At 63.7% G+C, this 17,442-nt stretch carries 22 protein-coding genes; 10 read left to right on the top strand and 12 right to left on the bottom strand.

What is annotated here, in order from left to right:
* Positions 1–18: 18 nt before the first annotated feature.
* The 3 genes from EN850_RS10960 to EN850_RS10950 are packed head-to-tail and all read right to left on the bottom strand — an operon-like array spanning position 19 to position 2,587.
* Positions 19–1,458 carry a GMC family oxidoreductase gene (locus EN850_RS10960; RefSeq protein ID WP_136091230.1) on the bottom strand — a complete coding sequence of 480 codons (1,440 nt, stop codon included), beginning with the start codon at positions 1,456–1,458 and terminating at the stop codon, positions 19–21.
* On the bottom strand, positions 1,455–1,829 hold the full coding sequence (locus EN850_RS37090) for a hypothetical protein (RefSeq protein WP_246689176.1): 375 nt from the start codon (positions 1,827–1,829) through the stop codon (positions 1,455–1,457). Before EN850_RS37090 ends, EN850_RS10960 begins: the two co-directional genes overlap by 4 nt.
* A complete protein-coding gene (locus EN850_RS10950; protein WP_127276044.1) occupies positions 1,826–2,587 on the bottom strand; it encodes a GGDEF domain-containing protein in 762 nt (253 codons plus the stop codon). The genes EN850_RS37090 and EN850_RS10950 overlap by 4 nt, the downstream gene beginning before the upstream one ends.
* Positions 2,588–2,749: 162 nt before the next feature.
* Here EN850_RS10950 and EN850_RS10945 point away from each other — a divergent pair, with 162 nt between their 5' ends.
* Positions 2,750–3,454: a pyrimidine 5'-nucleotidase gene (locus tag EN850_RS10945; RefSeq protein WP_135862578.1), complete on the top strand. Its 705-nt coding sequence runs from the start codon at positions 2,750–2,752 to the stop codon at positions 3,452–3,454.
* 180 nt (positions 3,455–3,634) lie between these two features.
* On the opposite strand, the gene EN850_RS10940 is transcribed toward EN850_RS10945, so the two are convergent.
* The gene (locus tag EN850_RS10940; RefSeq protein ID WP_136091349.1) at positions 3,635–4,480 is read right to left on the bottom strand and encodes an LOG family protein; all 846 of its coding nucleotides are present in this window, start codon (positions 4,478–4,480) and stop codon (positions 3,635–3,637) included.
* Positions 4,481–4,623: 143 nt separating this feature from the next.
* On the opposite strand from EN850_RS10940, the gene dapD reads away from it, so the two are divergent.
* The 4 genes from dapD to EN850_RS10920 all read left to right on the top strand — a co-directional run bounded on the left by dapD (position 4,624) and on the right by EN850_RS10920 (position 7,142).
* A complete protein-coding gene (gene dapD, locus EN850_RS10935; RefSeq protein WP_127276047.1) occupies positions 4,624–5,478 on the top strand; it encodes a 2,3,4,5-tetrahydropyridine-2,6-dicarboxylate N-succinyltransferase in 855 nt (284 codons plus the stop codon).
* Positions 5,479–5,551: 73 nt separating this feature from the next.
* Positions 5,552–5,914, top strand: a complete 363-nt coding sequence (locus EN850_RS10930; protein WP_127873295.1) for a DUF805 domain-containing protein — start codon at positions 5,552–5,554, stop codon at positions 5,912–5,914.
* Positions 5,907–6,290: a DUF805 domain-containing protein gene (locus EN850_RS10925; protein ID WP_245458575.1), complete on the top strand. Its 384-nt coding sequence runs from the start codon at positions 5,907–5,909 to the stop codon at positions 6,288–6,290. The genes EN850_RS10930 and EN850_RS10925 overlap by 8 nt, the downstream gene beginning before the upstream one ends.
* A gap of 75 nt (positions 6,291–6,365) precedes the next feature.
* Positions 6,366–7,142, top strand: a complete 777-nt coding sequence (locus EN850_RS10920; RefSeq protein ID WP_135917058.1) for a hypothetical protein — start codon at positions 6,366–6,368, stop codon at positions 7,140–7,142.
* Here EN850_RS10920 and EN850_RS10915 read toward each other — a convergent pair.
* Complete coding sequence (locus EN850_RS10915; RefSeq protein ID WP_136091229.1) at positions 7,042–8,085, bottom strand: 2-dehydropantoate 2-reductase; 1,044 nt, start codon at positions 8,083–8,085, stop codon at positions 7,042–7,044. The two genes, EN850_RS10920 and EN850_RS10915, sit on opposite strands and share 101 nt — an antisense overlap.
* A 124-nt stretch (positions 8,086–8,209) precedes the next feature.
* On the opposite strand from EN850_RS10915, the gene dapE reads away from it, so the two are divergent.
* Complete coding sequence (dapE, locus tag EN850_RS10910; protein ID WP_127873291.1) at positions 8,210–9,403, top strand: succinyl-diaminopimelate desuccinylase; 1,194 nt, start codon at positions 8,210–8,212, stop codon at positions 9,401–9,403.
* A 5-nt stretch (positions 9,404–9,408) separates the two neighbouring features.
* Positions 9,409–10,041: a transporter gene (locus EN850_RS10905; RefSeq protein ID WP_136091228.1), complete on the top strand. Its 633-nt coding sequence runs from the start codon at positions 9,409–9,411 to the stop codon at positions 10,039–10,041.
* 30 nt (positions 10,042–10,071) lie between these two features.
* Here EN850_RS10905 and truA read toward each other — a convergent pair whose 3' ends face one another.
* From truA to def, 4 genes are read right to left on the bottom strand one after another with little or no spacing between them, the layout of a single operon-like run.
* Positions 10,072–10,821: a tRNA pseudouridine(38-40) synthase TruA gene (truA, locus tag EN850_RS10900; protein WP_127873290.1), complete on the bottom strand. Its 750-nt coding sequence runs from the start codon at positions 10,819–10,821 to the stop codon at positions 10,072–10,074.
* A gap of 23 nt (positions 10,822–10,844) precedes the next feature.
* Positions 10,845–11,351: an N-acetyltransferase gene (locus EN850_RS10895; RefSeq protein WP_127280837.1), complete on the bottom strand. Its 507-nt coding sequence runs from the start codon at positions 11,349–11,351 to the stop codon at positions 10,845–10,847.
* A complete protein-coding gene (gene fmt, locus EN850_RS10890; protein ID WP_136091227.1) occupies positions 11,348–12,301 on the bottom strand; it encodes a methionyl-tRNA formyltransferase in 954 nt (317 codons plus the stop codon). The genes EN850_RS10895 and fmt overlap by 4 nt, the downstream gene beginning before the upstream one ends.
* 4 nt (positions 12,302–12,305) lie before the next feature.
* A complete protein-coding gene (gene def / locus EN850_RS10885) occupies positions 12,306–12,836 on the bottom strand; it encodes a peptide deformylase (RefSeq protein WP_127278277.1) in 531 nt (176 codons plus the stop codon).
* 103 nt (positions 12,837–12,939) lie between these two features.
* Here def and EN850_RS10880 point away from each other — a divergent pair, with 103 nt between their 5' ends.
* Positions 12,940–14,193 (top strand): DNA recombination protein RmuC, encoded by a 1,254-nt coding sequence (locus EN850_RS10880; protein ID WP_136091226.1) that lies wholly within the window; start codon positions 12,940–12,942, stop codon positions 14,191–14,193.
* Between the two features lie 245 nt (positions 14,194–14,438).
* Here EN850_RS10880 and EN850_RS10875 read toward each other — a convergent pair whose 3' ends face one another.
* Both EN850_RS10875 and EN850_RS10870 read right to left on the bottom strand, forming a co-directional pair.
* On the bottom strand, positions 14,439–14,843 hold the full coding sequence (locus EN850_RS10875) for a GFA family protein (protein WP_127278275.1): 405 nt from the start codon (positions 14,841–14,843) through the stop codon (positions 14,439–14,441).
* A gap of 116 nt (positions 14,844–14,959) precedes the next feature.
* A complete protein-coding gene (locus tag EN850_RS10870) occupies positions 14,960–15,919 on the bottom strand; it encodes a cation diffusion facilitator family transporter (RefSeq protein WP_136091225.1) in 960 nt (319 codons plus the stop codon).
* Positions 15,920–16,172: 253 nt separating this feature from the next.
* Between EN850_RS10870 and EN850_RS37705 the strand changes: the two genes are divergently transcribed.
* The gene (locus EN850_RS37705) at positions 16,173–16,298 is read left to right on the top strand and encodes a hypothetical protein (protein ID WP_127278273.1); all 126 of its coding nucleotides are present in this window, start codon (positions 16,173–16,175) and stop codon (positions 16,296–16,298) included.
* A 202-nt stretch (positions 16,299–16,500) separates the two neighbouring features.
* A complete protein-coding gene (gene sugE / locus EN850_RS10860) occupies positions 16,501–16,815 on the top strand; it encodes a quaternary ammonium compound efflux SMR transporter SugE (protein WP_127278272.1) in 315 nt (104 codons plus the stop codon).
* 163 nt (positions 16,816–16,978) lie between these two features.
* Here sugE and EN850_RS10855 read toward each other — a convergent pair whose 3' ends face one another.
* On the bottom strand, positions 16,979–17,407 hold the full coding sequence (locus tag EN850_RS10855) for a DUF6481 family protein (RefSeq protein ID WP_127873285.1): 429 nt from the start codon (positions 17,405–17,407) through the stop codon (positions 16,979–16,981).
* Positions 17,408–17,442 lie beyond the last annotated feature (35 nt).

Raw genomic sequence — 17,442 nt, 5'->3', positions numbered from 1 at the left:
CGGCTTCGTGGAGGTCGTTCAGGCCATGACGACCTTGCTCAGATGGTCGCCCAGCCGGCAGGCGAGCGCGGTGATCGTCGTCGTCGGGTTGGCTTGGCCCGACGTGCAGAACACGGAAGAGCCGCCGACATAGAGATTGTCCATGCCATGCACCTTGCAATTGGCGTCCACCACGCTCCTGGTGACATCCGTGCCCATGCGCGTGCCCCCCATATGATGATGGCCCGCCGTCTCTTCGTTGGTCGGATAATCCTCGCCGTTCGAGATCCAGTCGGCAATACGGACCCGGCCCAGGTTTTTCTGGGCAAGCGTCGTGCCGAACAGCCTCAGGCCTTCGAGAAGGGTGCGTTGTTCCAGTTTCGATTTCTTCCAGTGCAGTTCGATGCGCGGCACGCCGGCATGGTCGACCTCGGTCTTCGACAACTCGATCTGGTTCGAAGCCAGCGGCGCCTGTTCCCAGGCGACATAAAGCTGAGCGGCGCAACGCAGGTTCTGGTCGAGCTTGCCAGATACCCATTCCGCCATGTGCGGCGCCGTGCAGGCTAGGTCGGCGATGAGGCTCTTGACGCCCGGATAGGGCGTCTCGATCAGCCGGATGCCGAAATTCATGATCTTGAGACGTTCCATCGCGGCAGGCATCGGCGAGAAGAAGGCCTCCTTGACGGCATCGACCTCGAACGCACCATAGTCGGCCAGGATGGCGTTGCCGCCCTCGAAGGTCGGATGCTCCATCCAGTAGCGGCCAAGCGCCGTCGCGTTCGGCACGACGCCGCCGTTGGAGCGCTGGTTCGACCACAAAAGCAGCCGTGAATTCTCCAGCCCGCCGGTGCAGACGATGAAATAGTCGGCGCTGAACAAGCCGGCGTCCTGTCCGTTGGACCACAGCTTGGCGCCGGTCACGCGTTTGCCGTCGCCGGCAAGCTCGGTGGCGTAGGTGTTGAGCACGACGGCGATGTTTTTGCTCTTGTCGAGTTCGTCGGCGAATTTTTCGGCAAACCGCACCGCCGGGCTCTTGATCAACTGCACCCAGCGAATGTCGTCCGAGATCGGCACATCAGGCCGGAAATCGGGAAGATCGAGGATAGCGCGCACTTCCGAAAGGTAGGGTTCGATGTCGGCGCGGCGGATCGGCCAGCCGGTGTCGGGCGCCCAGGCCTTGGGCTCGAAATCCAGTTTGTCGAGCACGCGGCACCAACCGGCCCAGTGATTGGAGCTGCCGCCCATGAACCGCAGCCGGGTGATGTCGAGATCGAAATAGAAATCGCCGACGGTGGTGCCGCGGTAGAAGTCTTGCGAGTCGTCGCTGAATTCCCGCGGACCGGCTTCCAGCACCACGACCGGAATGCCGGCAGCGCCAAGTTTTCTGGCGATCGTTGTGCCGGCCGGACCGGAACCAAAGATGCAGACCCTTGCCACAAAGTTGGCGGCGCGATACGCCTCGTAGCTGTCGAAGATCATGCCAGGTCGCTCCGCTTCAGGATCCAGCCATTGACCTCGACGATCTCGTCAGGATCGGCCCGGGATAAACCGGCATGGGTGGTGTCGGCATCAGGCAGCTTGCGGAACAACGACAGGGCAGGCAGGGCGATCAGCGCCCGCACGAGCGTGCGGCGCGACATTTTTTTTATGAGGAAACTCATGGCAGGTCTCTCGGCTAGGGCTTCGATGCGCGCATGACATTCCCCGAACGGCACACACATCGTCACGGAAGCCAGTATCGTGCCAAGCATGGCATCAAGGCGGGGAAAGTGCCGACAAGCGGCACAACCGGATGCAAACAGGGTTAGAAATTTTTTAACGGGCCAGGTGTGCCGGCCCGGCCTGCTCATGCCGCTTCGGAAATATCGGTATCGAGGATCGTCAGGTTGCGGCCCGCATGCTTGGCTTGGTAGAGGCGCCGGTCCGCGGCGCGCATCAGCTCCGATACGTTGACATCCTCGCCGCAGACAGTGCCGCCGATGCTGACGGTCAACGGAATGGTCCGTTCATCGACCGGCCGGAAGCGGATCAGTTCGACCTCGCGGCGGATCCGCTCGGCAACGCGCTTGGCCTCCTGTTCCGTGGCTCCGGTCAGAAACGCGCCGAACTCCTCGCCGCCGATGCGGCCGAGCACGTCGCCGCTGCGCACGCCGCGCTCGATGGCGCTGGCGATCAACAGCAGCGCGTCATCACCGGTCAGGTGGCCGAAATTGTCGTTGATCGTCTTGAAGTGGTCGGCGTCGATGATCAGCAGGGCGCCGCGGTCGGACTTGCGCCGGGAGCCGTCCAGCGCGGCAAAGAAGCTTTCCCGGTTGAGCATGCCGGTCATGTCGTCGCGGCTCGCCTTTTCCGCCAGGCGGCGGTGCGCGGCGGCGAGTTGGGCATGAGCACGGGCAAGCTCGCGATGCGCGTTTTTCAGCCTGTCGCTCTGCCAGAACGTGCTGGCGCATGCGGCCCAGGCAAGGACCAGCGGACAGAGCGTCGAGGTCAGCCAGATCGTGCGCGTTATGGGGAATCCCATGGCTGGGACGACAATCAACGTCAGCATGAGAGAGGCGGCGACGGAGGCGAAAGCGATGGCGGCGGATTTGAGAATAATGCTGTTCATCGCGAACTCCCCTCAGGACTTGTCTCTGTGCCAGCAAGCCCTGAAGGCCACCTTTCCCGGACGGTTAAAATTTGAACCGTGAGGCCATTTCTGCAACCTCAACGGGCAGAAGTTGTGGATAAAGTCCCTTTCGGAATCCCTGTTTCATGCCATAAGGAGCGCATGACGACGCTTCCCGATCCCGCCCGCTTCGCCCATGTCACCGACTGGGTGTTCGACCTCGACAACACGCTCTATCCGCACCACTCGAATCTGTTCTCGCAGATCGACGTCAAGATGACCGCCTATGTCGGGGAGCTGCTGGCGCTGCCGCGCGAGGAGGCGCGCAAGCTGCAGAAGGAGCTCTATCTCGAATACGGCACGACGCTGAACGGGCTGATGACGCGCCACGGCATCGATCCCGACGACTTCCTCGAGAAGGTCCATGACATCGACTATTCGTGGCTGGTGCCCGATCCCGTTCTCGGCACCGCCATCCGGCAGCTTCCCGGTCGCAAGTTCATCTTCACCAATGGCGACCGCAGGCACGCCGAGCGCACCGCGCGCCAGCTCGGCATCCTCGACCATTTCGACGACATCTTCGATATTGTCGCCGCCGACCTCAACCCCAAGCCGGCGCGCCAGACCTACGAGAAGTTCGCCGAGCTGCACGCCGTCACCGGCCACAATGCGGTGATGTTCGAGGATCTCGCCCGCAACCTGGCCGTGCCGAAGTCGTTGGGCATGACCACGGTTCTCGTGGTACCGCGCAATTTCGAACCGACCTTCTCCGAAATCTGGGAACGCGACCCGGCCAACGAGGATGACGTCGATTTCGTCACCGACGATCTCGCCACGTTCCTCACGACCATAGTCGCAAGGGAGTAGGGAATTGAGGAATTGAGGGAATGAGGAATTGAGGAATTGAGGAATTGAGGAATTGAGGAATTGAGGAATTGAGGAATTGAGGAATTGAGGAATTGAGGAGGGACGCAAGACCATGCCCCTTATTTCGTCAATTCTTCATTTCCCCAGTTCCTCATTTCGTTTCCCAAATTCCCCCAATTCCTATTCCCCCAGCTTGTAGAAGCGGCTGACGATGGCCCAGGCTTCGTCGGCTGTGTCGACGAAATCGATGATGTCCTGGTCGCCCGGGCTGATGGTGCCTTGCTCGGCGAGGAAGTCGAGGTCGATCGCCCGCTTCCAGAAGGACTTGCCGAACAGGATCACCGGCACGCGCTCCATGCGCCCGGTCTGAATCAGCGTCAGCGTCTCGAAGAACTCGTCCATCGTGCCGAAGCCGCCGGGAAACACCGCCACGGCCTTGGCGCGCATGACGAAGTGCATCTTGCGGATGGCGAAATAGTGGAAGTTGAAACAGAGCTCCGGCGTCACATAGGGATTCGGTGCCTGCTCGTGCGGCAGCACGATGTTGAGCCCGATCGACGGCGCGCCGACATCGTCGGCGCCGCGGTTTCCCGCTTCCATCACGCCGGGTCCGCCGCCGGTCACCACGACATATTCGCGATAGTATGACGTGGCTGACTGCCGCGAGCAGAGGCGGGCGAATTTGCGGGCCTCCTCGTAGTATTTGCTGTTTTCCTCGAGGTTCTTCTTCTGCGTCTCGTTCTTGGCCGCCCAGGCTTCGCCACCGGGCTCCGGCAGGCGCGCGCCGCCGAACAGGATCACCGTCGAACGGATGCCGCGCTCGGCCAGGATCATTTCCGGCTTCAGCAGTTCCAGTTGCAGCCTGACCGCGCGCAGTTCGCGCCGGGTCATGAAGTCGGGATCGTTCCAGGCCAGGCGGTAGGTTTCGGCGCGCGTCTGCGGCGTGTCCGGCACGCTTTTCGACCGCTCCAGATCCTCATCCGAATGCGGCAGCGGCGTCCATCCCGCCTTTTCCATGGGAGTCATCGAATCCACCCGTCCATTCCTTTACTTGCGTCGTCCCGTGACGCAGTCGCGATTGACCCCCATTGAGCCTTAACATAGGGTCCGCGCGACTTTTAAACAGGTTAAGGCGCAGCCCCTTAACAGCTTGGTAATGGAGCAAATTCATGTCGAAGCCCGATCTGGCGAGCCTCGAAAAGACCATCGACAAGGCCTTCGAGGAACGCGACGCCATTTCGACCGCGACCCGCGGCGAGGTGCGCGACGCCATCCAGTCGGCGCTCGACCTGCTCGACCGCGGCACCGCCCGCGTCGCCGAGCGGCAGACCGACGGCAAATGGCACGTCAACCAGTGGCTGAAGAAGGCCGTGCTGCTCTCCTTCCGGCTCAATCCGATGGAGATCATCAAGGGTGGCCCCGGCGAGGCCGTGTGGTGGGACAAGGTGGCGTCCAAGTTCGACGGCTGGAGCGCCGTCGATTTCGAAAAGGCGGGCTTCCGCGCCGTGCCGTCGTCGATCGTGCGCCGTTCGGCCTATGTGGCGCCAGGCGCCGTCTTGATGCCGTCCTTCGTCAATGTCGGCGCCTATGTCGATAGCGGCACAATGGTCGATACCTGGGCTTCTGTCGGCTCCTGCGCCCAGATCGGCAAGAATGTCCACCTTTCGGGCGGCGTCGGCATCGGCGGCGTGCTGGAGCCGATGCAGGCCGGTCCCACCATCATTGAGGACAATTGCTTCATCGGGGCGCGTTCCGAAGTGGTCGAGGGCTGCATCGTGCGCGAGGGCTCGGTGCTCGGCATGGGCGTCTTCATCGGCCAGTCGACCAAGATCGTCGACCGCGCCACCGGCGAGGTCTTCTATGGCGAGGTGCCGCCGAATTCCGTCGTCGTCGCTGGATCGATGCCGGGCAAGCCGTTTCCAAACAACGAACCGGGCCCAGGTCTCTATTGCGCCGTCATCGTCAAGCGGGTCGACGCCAAGACCCGGTCCAAGACCTCGATCAACGAATTGCTGCGCGATTGATCTTTGCCCCGGTCAGGCGCACCTTCCGCCGGCGCGACGATCGGTCGCGCTGGTTCAACATGGAGGGGGTGACATGGACTGGAAGTATCTGCTCACAAGCTTTGATGGCCGCATCAACCGAGCCAAGTTCTGGGCCGGCATCGGCGTATTCATCGTGATCGGCATTATCGCTTTCATTCTCGATGCGATCCTCGGCACGCGTTTCACCACCGCCAGCGGTGCCCAGATCGGCATCATCGGCATCCTCTTCGCGTTGGCATCGATCTATTTCGCGATTGCCCTCTATGCCAAACGCTGGCACGACCGCAACAAGTCGGGCTGGTGGACGCTGATCGGCCTCGTACCCATCATCGGCGGCATCTGGCTGCTGGTCGAACTCGGCATCCTCGAAGGCACCAAGGGTGCCAACCAATATGGATCGGACCCGCTTGCCTGAAAGATCGGATCTCAACTGGCTTTTCTTCAAGACATCGGGCCGCGTCAGCCGCGCGGCCTATTTTCTCGGCGGATTGCTCGTCGCCATCATCCAGGCGTTCCCGCTGTACCGCTTCACGCTGGTGCCGGAGGGCTCGGCCGAGAGCAATATGTGGTCGTTCATCTTCTTCATCGCCTTCATCGCCTCGCTGTGGTCGAACATCGCGCTGGCGGTGAAGCGTCTGCACGACCTCGACAAGCCGGGCATTGCCGCGCTGATCCTGTTCGTGCCGGTCGTCTCGATCGTCGCCTTCCTTGTGTTGTGCCTGTTTCCAGGGCAGCCTGGGCCCAACCGCTATGGCCGGCGCACCAACGAGCCGGCTGAATCGAAGAGATAGAGAGGCATGATGTCGTCCGAAAGCCGCTCCGCACTTTTCGGCATCATGTTCTAGGGGCCGATCGGATATCTCGCCATGCGCTACCGCACGCTTGATCCGAAACTGATCATCGAAACCGCCGAGCGGCTTGAAGGCCGCGTCGCCGACCGTTTCCCGGACGCCGGGCTGCGCGGCGTCGCCGCCGAACTGGTGTCGCTGTCGCGCGATCTGGCCAAGGCCGCCAAGGCACTGGAAGCGCCGATCTGGTGGCTGCGCGGCATCATCGTCGCCGCCGTGATCGCGGGCGCGCTGATCTTCCTGTTCGTCGGCACCATCCTGCCGCTCATTCACATCTCCCAGGCCGACGACGCGGTGCAGTCGGTGCAAGGCATCGAAGCCACGATCAACATGATCATCCTCGCCGTACTCGGTTTCCTTGCCCTGATCCGCACAGAGGAGCGCATCAAGCGCAAGCAGGTGTTTCGCCAGCTGCACGGCCTGCGTTCGCTGATCCACGTCATCGACATGCACCAGTTGACCAAGGATCCGGCGGCGCTGTCGGCCAGTTTCAAGCCGACCTCGCATTCGCCGGCCCGCATCACCAATGCCGCCGATCTCGCGCGCTATCTCGATTATTGCTCCGAAATGCTGTCGATCACCGGCAAGATCGCGGCGCTGTTCGCCCAGTCCGTCAATGACGCCGTCGTCATCGACGGCGTCAACGACATCGAGAACCTGGCGTCCAACCTGTCGCGCAAGATCTGGCAGAAGATCACGTTGATCGACGGCCGGCCGGCGGCGCCAGAACCTTCTCCGGCACTAGGCCCGGCGAGCCAAGCCGCTCGGCTTCCGCCCCGCGCACCAAGGCGCTGACCCGCTGGACCGTCGGCGCCTGCGTGCCGGCTTTTTCGGCGAGCCGCAAGACAGCACCCTGCAGGTCGTCGATCTCGGTCGGCCGGCCGCGCCGCAGATCATCCCACATCGACGAACGCGCCTCGGGGTCGATCGCCAGCATGCGCCGCGCCAAGAGCTTGAACAGCCAGTCGGGCAGCCTGAGCACCTTCGGCAGCAGCGCAGGGCGCAGGCCGGCGATGCGCGCCGGCTCGATGCCCGAGGCCTTCATCGCCCGGAGAGCCTCATCGATCTGGCCGGCGAGGATCAGCCGCCAGCGCCTGTCGGCGAGTTCGGTCGCCAGCGGCAGGCCCGACAGCGCCACCAGCGCATTGTTCAGGTTCATCAGAAGCTTGCCCCACAGCACGGCCTTCATGTCGCCATGCGCTTCGACGGCGAGGCCTTCGACGTCGAGAAGGCGGGCAAGGCCGGCGTCCCCATCTTCAACCATTACCTTGCCGTCGCTGGCACGGTGGACGCGCAGCGGCAGTTCGCCGTCCGGCGATTGCACGACATTGAACGGCACCATGCCGGCCAGCACCGTTTGCCGGCCAAGCGCCGCGCGCAGCCTGTCGGCATTGTCGACGCCGTTCTGCAGGCTCACCACCACGGCATCGGGACGGGCATGGGCCTTGATTAGGGCCGCCATATCCTGCGTCGCGCCGCTCTTGACTGTAACCAGGATCACATCGGCCACCGGCAAGGCGACAGCGGGATCCACGGTGACGGCGAGTGCTTCCGGCTTGATCAGTCGATCGCGGCCCTTGAGGTCGCTGACGCGCAATCCGCCCTGCCGCAGCGCTGCCTCGATGCGCGGTCGGGCGAGCAGGACAAGCTGCCGCCCGGCGAGTGCCAGGCAGCCGCCGGCATAACAGCCAATGCTGCCGGCGCCGGCAATGACGATCCTCTTTTCCCCGTTTTCCATCTCTTGCTCCGCATCAGTCGACTATACGACATGAAAACCATAATGTCGGCGGTATCGTCGGCCATGGGGCTGGCCCCTACGTCTGGCCGTGACAGGCCTTTCGCTTTCGACTATCGCTTTTGCCATGACGCTGCCGACTGATCCCGCCGCAAACCTCGCCTCTCTCATCCGCTGTGCCTCGGTGACACCAGCCGAAGGCGGCGCGCTGAGCGCGCTGGAGGCGATGCTGGAACCGCTCGGCTTCCTGGTCGACCGGCCAGTGTTCTCGGAGGAGGGCACGCCGGATATCGAGAACCTCTATGCACGGCGCTCCGGCAACGGCCCGCACCTGATGTTCGCGGGCCATACCGACGTGGTGCCTGTCGGCGACGAAGCCGCCTGGACGCACCCGCCTTTCGCCGCCGAGATCGCCAATGGCGAGATGTATGGCCGCGGCGCTGTCGACATGAAGGGCGGCATTGCCTGCTTCATCGCCGCGGTGGCGCGCCATGTCGAGGCAAATGGCGGCCCGAAGGGCTCGGTGTCGCTGCTGATCACAGGCGACGAGGAAGGACCTGCCATCAACGGCACGGTCAAGCTGCTCGAATGGGCCGCATCGAAAGGCGAGAAATGGGACGCCTCGATCGTCGGCGAGCCGACCAATCCGGACACGCTTGGCGATATGATCAAGATCGGCCGGCGCGGCTCGATGTCGGGCAGCATCACCGTCAATGGCCGCCAGGGCCATGCCGCCTATCCGCAGCTTGCCGACAATCCGGTGCGCGGCCTGATGAGCCTGGTGGATGCCTTGCTGCACCCGGTCTTCGACAAGGGCACGAAGGATTTCCAGCCGACCAATCTGGAGGTGACCTCCATCGATGTCGGCAACCCGGCCACCAACGTCATTCCGGCCAAGGCGACCGCCACCTTCAACATCCGCTTCAACGACAGCTGGACGGCCGAGACGGTCCAGGCCGAAATCCACAACCGCCTCGATCAGGCGGCGGGGCGCAAGAAGTACCGGCCAGGCAAGAAGACGCCGGTGGACTATGACCTCGTCTGGCGCGACCGGCCGAGCCATGTCTTCCTGACCCGCGACGACAGGCTGGTCGAGACGCTGAGCGGCTCGGTCGGTGCGGTGGTCGGCAAAAAGCCGGCGCTGTCCACCTCCGGCGGCACATCGGATGCGCGCTTCATCAAGGATTATTGCCCGGTGGTCGAATTCGGCCTGGTCGGCAAGACCATGCACATGGTCGACGAGCGCGTCGCCATTGCCGATCTGGAAACGCTGACGCGAATCTACCAGCGCTTCATCGACGACTGGTTCGGACAGGGCTGACCGGCATGCTTTCGGCGGACGAAACCCAAGCTTCGCTGACCGGCGCCTGGCGGCTGATGCTCGGCAAGGCCGATGGGCTGCGCCTGCTCGACCTGTCGGCCGACGGCTTCTGGAATTCGTTCTTCGCCATCATCATCGCGGCTCCGGCGCTGATCGTCGGCTGGGTCGGCATCGCCAACGAGATCGGCGATCCCGATGCCTTCGCCGGCCGCTTCTCCATGCTGGTGCGGCTGGCGACGGTCGATATCGGCTCCTGGGTGCTGCCGCTGGTAGCGCTCGCCTTGGTGGCGCCGCGCGCCGGCATTGGCGGGCGCTTCGTCCACTATGTCGTCGCCAGCAACTGGGCCTCGGCCATCACCGCCTGGCTGATGCTGCCCTCGGCGCTGATCAGGCTTTTCCTGTCGTCGACAAGCCAGGTCTCGAGCCTTGTGTCGCTGCTCCTATTTTCCCTGTCGATGGTGCTGACCTGGCGCATGACCAATGCCACGATCGGCAAGGGCGCGGCCGTCGGCACCGCCGTTTTCGTCGGCATGTTCACCGCTTCGCTGCTGGTGCTGTTCGGGCTGCAGATGCTGCTCGGCATCGCCGTGCCCGACGATATCGGGGCTCAGAGCCTCTCGGGACTCTATCCGGGGTAGAGCCCGGTTCTACCAGGGCAGAGTTGGTGTCTATCCGGGGTAATCGACGCCTATCAGGAAAAGCCCATCGGGCGGCGCCACCTGGCCGCAGGCGGCGCGGTCTCGCGCCTCGAGCGCGGCCTTGAGGTCGCCTGATGTCCAGCCGCCGTCGCCGACCCGCTTCAGCGAGCCGACCATGGAGCGCACCTGGTTGTGCAGGAAGGACCGCGCCGAGGCTCTCACCTCGATCACGTCACCCGTTCGGCTGACATCGAGCCGCTCCAACGTCCTGACCGGGCTGTTGGCCTGGCACTGGGTGGAGCGGAAAGTGGTGAAGTCGTGCCGGCCGAGCAGGAGCTTCGCCGCCTCGTGCATGGCGGCGGCATCGAGCCGCTTCGGCACCCACCACACCTTGCCCTGTTCCAGTGCCGAAGGCGCGCGCCGATTGAGGACACGGTAGAGATAGTGCCGGCCGGTGGCCGAGAAACGGGCATCGAAGTCGTCGGAAACGACTGCAGCTTTCAGGATGGCAATGCGCGCGCCCGCCGCCTGCAGGTGCGCATTGATGGCATCGCGCACCTTGTCGTCGGGCCACGCCTTGGCAAGGTCGACATGCGCCACCTGCGCGGTGGCGTGCACGCCGGCATCGGTGCGGCCGGCGGCGCGCAGCCGGACCGCCTCGCCGCAGAATTTCTCGATCGCCTGTTCGATCGCCTGCTGCACCGAAGGCTGATCGGCCTGGTGCTGCCAGCCGGCAAACAGGCTGCCGTCATATTCGATGTCGAGGCGAAAACGCGGCATGCCGGTCGGCTGTACGCTCTCGCCTAGGCGGCGAGAGCGGTGAAGGCGGAGGCGTAGACCAGCCTGCCGGCTTCGGGTGCGTCGCCCCAGGCCAGCGCCTGCAGCGCTTCGCCTTGGTATTCGCTGTCGAACTTTTCAGCCCGGGCGTGGCTATAGCCGAAACGGCCGTAATAGGCCGGATCACCAAGCACAACGGCCAGTGTCTCGCCAGCGTCCTTGAGCCGGATATGGGCCTCGCGGATCAGCGCGCCGCCGATGCCGGAGCCGTGAAAAGACGGCTCCACCGCCAGCGGGGCAAGCGCCACGGCGGCAAAACTCTTGCCGCCGTTCTGCACGAACAGGCGCGAAAACAGGATGTGGCCAACGGCTTGCCCGTCTTCTTCCGCCACCAGTTCGACGACGGCATCACCGCCGGTCACCAGCGCGTCGACCAGTCCGGCCTCCGCCTGCTGGCCGAAAGCGTGTTCCTCGACGAGGCGGATGGCCTCGCGGTCCCGCGGCGTCGCCGCGCGTATCGACATCATGCTCATGAGAATTTCAGTCCTTTTTCGATCTTGGCTCCGCGCAGGAATTCCGACGCGGCGGCGGGCTTTCCGCCCGCACGTTGAACTTCGACCAGCCTGATCGCGCCTTTTCCGCAGGCGACCGTCAGCCGGTCATCGAGAATTCCTCCCGACTCGCCCAAATCTTCCGAAGGCGACAGGCCTTCGGACAGCGTCGAGCGAAGCAGTTTCAGCCGTTCCATGCGGCCGCCAAATTCAATTTCGGACCAGGCGCCGGGAAAGGGCGACAGGCCGCGAATGTGATTGTGGACATCGGCCGCAGGCCGCGTCCAGTCCACGCGCGTCTCGGATTTATCGATTTTCCTGGCGTAAGTCACCCCTTCGGCCGCTTGCGCGGTAAATGTCAGGGTATTCCGTTCCAGCCGTGCCAGCGCTTCCACCATCAGGGCAGCGCCAACGCTCATCAATCGATCATGCAGATCGCCGGCTGTCATATCGGGGTCGATGGCGCATTTTTCAAGCAATGCCACCGGTCCGGTGTCCAGGCCCTCCTCCATGCGCATCACCATCATGCCGCTTTCCAGGTCTCCTGCCATGATGGCCCGCTGGATGGGGGCGGCGCCGCGCCAGCGCGGCAAAAGCGATGCATGGCCGTTGATGCAGCCGAGCCGGGGTGCCTCCAGAACCGCCCTGGGCAGAAGCAAACCATAGGCGACGACCACGGCGATATCGGCGCCGAGCGCAGCAAAGGCAGCCTGTTCGGCCTCGCCTTTCAACGATGCCGGCGTGCGCACCTCGATGCCCAGCCGCTCGGCCTCGCGCTGCACCGGCGACGGCGTCAGCTCCAGCCCGCGCCGGCCTGCGGCGCGCGGCGGCTGCGTATAAACGGCCGCTATCTCATGTCCGGCTTCAGCGATGGCGCGCAGCGTCGGCACCGAAAACTCCGGCGTGCCCATGAAGATGACGCGAAGGGGCATTGCCCTATCCCACCAGCTTGCCCGGCGCCTTGTCCTTGGCGAGCTTCCTGAACTTCTTTACCACCATGTCGCGCTTCAGCTTCGAGATGTGGTCGATGAACAGCACGCCGTTGAGGTGGTCGATCTCGTGCTGCAGGCAGGTCGCCATCAGGCCCTCGGCCTCCATCTCCTGCAGCGTGCCGTCGCGGTCGAGATATTTGACCCGCACGGAAGCCGGGCGCTCGACCTCGGCATAGTAATCCGGGATCGACAGGCAGCCTTCCTCGTAGACCGACCGCGCGTCGGCACTTTCGAGAATCTCCGGGTTGATGAAGACGTGCGGCGCCGGCGTTTCGTCTTCCTTGGCAAGGTCGATCACCAGCATGCGCAGCGGTTCGCCGATCTGGATTGCCGCCAGCCCGATGCCGGGCGCGTCATACATGGTCGCCAGCATGTCGTCGGCCAGTTTGCGCAAGGGCGCGTCGACGCGCTCCACCGGCTTGGAAACCTGGCGCAGGATGGGGTCGGGAAGGATGATGAGCGGCTTGATCGGCATGGCGTTTCACCTAAGACCTCCAAGGAAAGGCGTCAACCGGTGCGCCTGAGCCTCGTTCACGTTTTGATCTGTGCCCGCCCGCCGAATCGGCTATGCTGTCCACATGAATGATCTCAGCACCATCTTTTCGGAGCCTGTCATACGGCTCGGCGCCTCGACAATCACGCTGGGTCACGCGCTGGCCTTCGGCGCCTTGCTGTTTCTCGGCTTGTTCGTGGCGCTCGTCGTTGCGCTGTGGCGGTCGGCCAAGGCGCGCGCGGTCGCCGCCGCGGAGGCCGCCGACCATGCCCGCGACGCCGAGACACGCATGGCTGGTATTTTGCAGTCGCAGGCTGAAATGCAGGGCCGCATGGGGGCCATCGCCGAAGTTTTCGGCGCCCGGCAGGCCGAATTGACGCAATCGATCGGCCAGCGCCTCGACGCCATGACCGGCCGCATCGGCCAGACCATGACCGAGCAGACCAAATCCACGCATGAGAGCCTGGCGAAACTGCAGGAGCGGCTGGCGGTCATCGACACCGCGCAAGGCAACATCCAGTCGCTGGCCGGCCAGGTCGTGCAGCTGCAGGCGATCCTCTCCAACAAGCAGACCCGCGGCGCCTTCGGCCAGTCGCGCATGGAGGCGATCGTCGCCGACGGCCTGCCGCATGGGGCCTATGAATTCCAGGCGACGCTGTCGAACGGCAGCCGGCCGGACTGCCTGGTGAAAATGCCGAACGGCGCGCCGTCACTTGCCATCGACGCCAAATTTCCGCTGGAAGCATGGAATGCCATCCGCGCCGCCGACGGCGCCGACCTGCAGAAGGTCGCGGCCCAGGCCTTTCGCCGCGACATCGAGGTCCATATTCGCGACATTTCGGAAAAATACCTGCTCCAGGGCGAGACGCAGGACACGGCCTTCATGTTCGTGCCGTCGGAATCGGTGTTCGCCGAAATCCATGAGAATTTCGAAGCGGTCGTGCAGAAGGCGCACCGCGCCCGCGTCATCATCGTCTCGCCTTCGCTGCTGATGCTGTCGATCCAGGTCATCCAGGCGATCCTGAGGGATGCCCGCATGCGCGAGCAGGCGCATCTGATCCAGGGTGAAGTCATCAGGCTGATGGAAGATGTCCAGCGTGTCGACGAGCGGGTGCGCAAATTGCAGGGCCATTTCGGCCAGTCGGCCAAGGATATCGAAGACATCCTCGTCTCGACCTCGAAAGTGACCAAGCGCGGCCAGAAGATCGAGGCGCTGGAGTTCGGAGAAGGCGAGGCCGACGTCCCACACGGCGGCGCCGCCAAGGTGGAAGCCGCACCGCGCGTGGCTGATTCCAAGACGGGGCAGTTGAGGCTGAGGGTCGTCGAAGATGGAGAGTAGCCGCTCGACGCCAGAGATTAGCGAAGCGTCTATCCCATCGTCATTCTAGGGCGGAGCAAGGAGCGGAGCGACGCGCGCAGACCCTAGAATTCATGCCGCGACCGCGGCGCGCCGCAACAGTGCAGAATTCCGTTCCACGGCATCCTTCGGCAAGGTCACGGCATGGATCCTCGGGTCAAGCCCGAGGATGACGAAGCGATAGGAGGCTTCGCTAATCGCAGAGGTCTTGTGGGAGCCTACTAACCCTACTGCTCCTCCACCGTCGTCATGCCCTCGAAGTCCGGAAGCCAGTGCAGCGCCGACCGGTGCCATTTCTGGTGTCTCGGGACCAGGTCCTGACGCTGCCGCGAGGTCCCGACCCTGATCCCATAGACCTTCGGACCGTCGCCGACCGATGTCGCATAAAGGTGCGAGCCGCAGTCGGCACAAAAAGCCTGGGCGCGCTTGGCGCCGCTCGCCACGGTCTTGATATAGATTTTCGGCGCGCCCCTGGTGATCCGGTAGTGATCCTGCGGCGCGGGAACGGTGACGCGAAAGGCCGTACCGGTCAGCTGTTGGCAATCGGTACAGTGGCAGATCGAGGTCTTTTCCGGGTCGACCTCCGCCTCGTAGGTGATGGCACCACAATGACAGCCGCCGTCTATCTTCATCGTCATTCCTCCAAAATCGATCGGCTGATCTTAGCGACGCGGGGATGCGAGGCAACGGCGCGGCGCTGGTCCAGAGGCCAGGGCATGGATCACGAAGAGGGTTTTCGGGATCATGCTCAACTTTCATCGGACGCGGATTCGATCACCTTACGCCGCTTTTCCCAGGTGCCCGTGGTCTGCGGCTTGACGAACAGCCGCGCGATCTCAGGCATTTCCTTCTTCAGCCGCGCCTCGATGCGTTCGACACAGGCCTCGATCTCCGGCGCCGCCAGATGGTCCTCGAATTCGATGCTCAGGGCGGCAACGATCTCTTCCGGTCCCATATGCACCGTCAGCACACCGTTCGCCCGCTGCACCGCCGGATCCTGCTGGACGATTGCCAGCACCTTCCTCTGCACCTCGGGTGAGGCCGGCTCGCCGATGAGCAGGCCCTTGCTTTCACGCGCCAGGAAGATTGCCGTCGCGCCGAGGATGAGCCCGATGCCGATCGAGGCGGCGCCGTCAAGTTCGGGCATCTCGAAAATCTCCGCCGCCAGGATGCCGGCAAAGGCGACGGTCAGGCCGAGCAGGGCGGCACTGTCTTCAAACAGCACCGTATAGACGCTTGGGTCCTTGCTCGATTGCACGGCCCGCAGCCAGCCTTGCCTGCCCTTCTGCTTGCGGAATTCCTTCAGTGCCACCAGCCAGGAGCTGCCTTCGAACAGGAAGGACAGGCTGAGAACGACATAGTTCACCTTGACGTTGGCGACCGGCTCCGGCGCCAAGATGTGGACGACGCCCTCGTAGAACGACACGCCGGCGCCCAGCGCGAAGACCAACAGGGCGACGATGAAGCTCCAGAAATAGAGCTCCCGGCCATGCCCGAGCGGATGCGTACTGTCCGCAGGGCGCGCGGCGCGGTGCATGCCGTAAAGCAGCAGGCCGCCATTGCCGGTGTCGACGAGCGAGTGCACGCCTTCCGACAGCATGGCCGAACTGCCGGTGAAAAAGGCGGCGGCGAACTTGGTCAGCGCTATTGCGAGATTGCCGGCGAGCGCCGCATAGATGACCGTTCTGGAGCCGCCGTGCCCTGCCATCGCTTCCTCGCCGCCTCCGATACTCGCGAGCTTGTGCCGGGGAGCTTAGCCACCCGCGCGCTGAAGCTCCATATCCATCCTGAACGCATAACCCGTCGATCCGTTCAGGCCTCGGCGTTGCCCGCCCGAGGCCATTGGGGGCCGGAAAAGCGGTTGATACGGGCACTGGCAGTGGTGGCGGGACGGAAACAGCCCCTTGCCTAGAGACGCTTGTCTTGTTTCACTCCGTTTCCCGCAACTGGAGGAACGAATCATGGCTAAAGGTGCGATGAAGGCAGGCAAGGAAGCCCGCAAACCGAAGAAAGACGCCAAGAAGCCTGTAGCCGCTCCGGCCCTGAAGGCGCCGCCGGTCAAGGCAATGAGGCTCAAGGAAAAGTAAGTCCCGGCAACCCGGCGCGGCGGGATTTCACCGGCGGCATTCGACAATGCCGCCGGCCCGTGTTGATCGGGCATTCGGACAGCCCTATATCGACGGCGCGGGGACGACCTCGCACTTTCCGAAAAATTCGGCCGGGACGACCCGCCATTGTCGACTGAGCAGCCAAGGCCGGAAAGCCTGGATGCTCCGATGGAGCGTTGCGATGTCCTGGACTTTTCTGTTTTTCGCCGGCCTGTTCGAAATCGGCTGGGCAATCGGCCTCAAATACACCGACGGGTTCACCAGGCTGGTTCCAACCGTGCTCACGGTCGCGTCGATGATCGTCAGCCTCACCTTGCTCGGCCTGGCGCTGAAGGCGCTGCCTGTCGGCACCGCCTATGCGGTATGGACCGGTATCGGCACCGTCGGCACGGCGCTGCTCGGCATCTGGCTGCTGGGCGAGCCCGCCACGGCGATCAGGCTCGGCTGCATCGCGTTGATCGTCTGCGGCATCATGGGGCTGAAATTCGCGGCCTGAATGGCCTTGTCCGCCGGCGGGCGACATCGACCGAGCCGATATCCCCGGATGTCCAAGCCGACATCCCGGATGCAGGGGCTTCCGGTCGGCGACATGGACAAGCGAAAAAAGGGCCGCGCCTTGGCGCGTCCCTTGTTGGTCATCCGTCGAGGCGAGTGCGCTCTTAGCGACCCGTAAAGCCGGGAGGAGTCCTGCCGGTGCGCTGCTTGCGTGCTGCGTAGCGCGCGTCGCGCTTTGCCTTGCGCTCGGCTTCATCGGCAAGCAAGCGAGCAATGCGCTCGTTCTCTTCAGCCTCCCGAAGCTTTGCTTCCGCCTCCGCTGCCTCTTCGGCGGCAATGCGCGCCGCTTCAGCTGCTGCCTCACGCTCGGCCTTCTCGATCGCCTCGCGCGCCAGCTTTTCCTGCTTCAGCTTGGCCTTTTCGGCCTCGCGGATCTCACGTGCCGCAAGAATTGCCTTGCGTTCGGCCTGTCGTGCCAGCACCGCGGGATCGTCTGCTGCCGGCTTTGACTTGAAGCGCTCCAGAAGCGCCTTCTTTGCCTCGGTCGCGGCATTGCGCCGCTCGAAAATGTCTTTTTCCCTGTAGATAGCCAAGTCCACTTCCTTGAAGTCTATTCGCGAGGCTTACA

Source organism: Mesorhizobium sp. M8A.F.Ca.ET.207.01.1.1 (genome assembly GCF_004794715.1).
Lineage (GTDB): Bacteria > Pseudomonadota > Alphaproteobacteria > Rhizobiales > Rhizobiaceae > Mesorhizobium.
The sequence above is the reverse complement of the archived record's forward strand: the minus strand, read 5'-3'. Positions and strand labels throughout refer to the sequence as shown.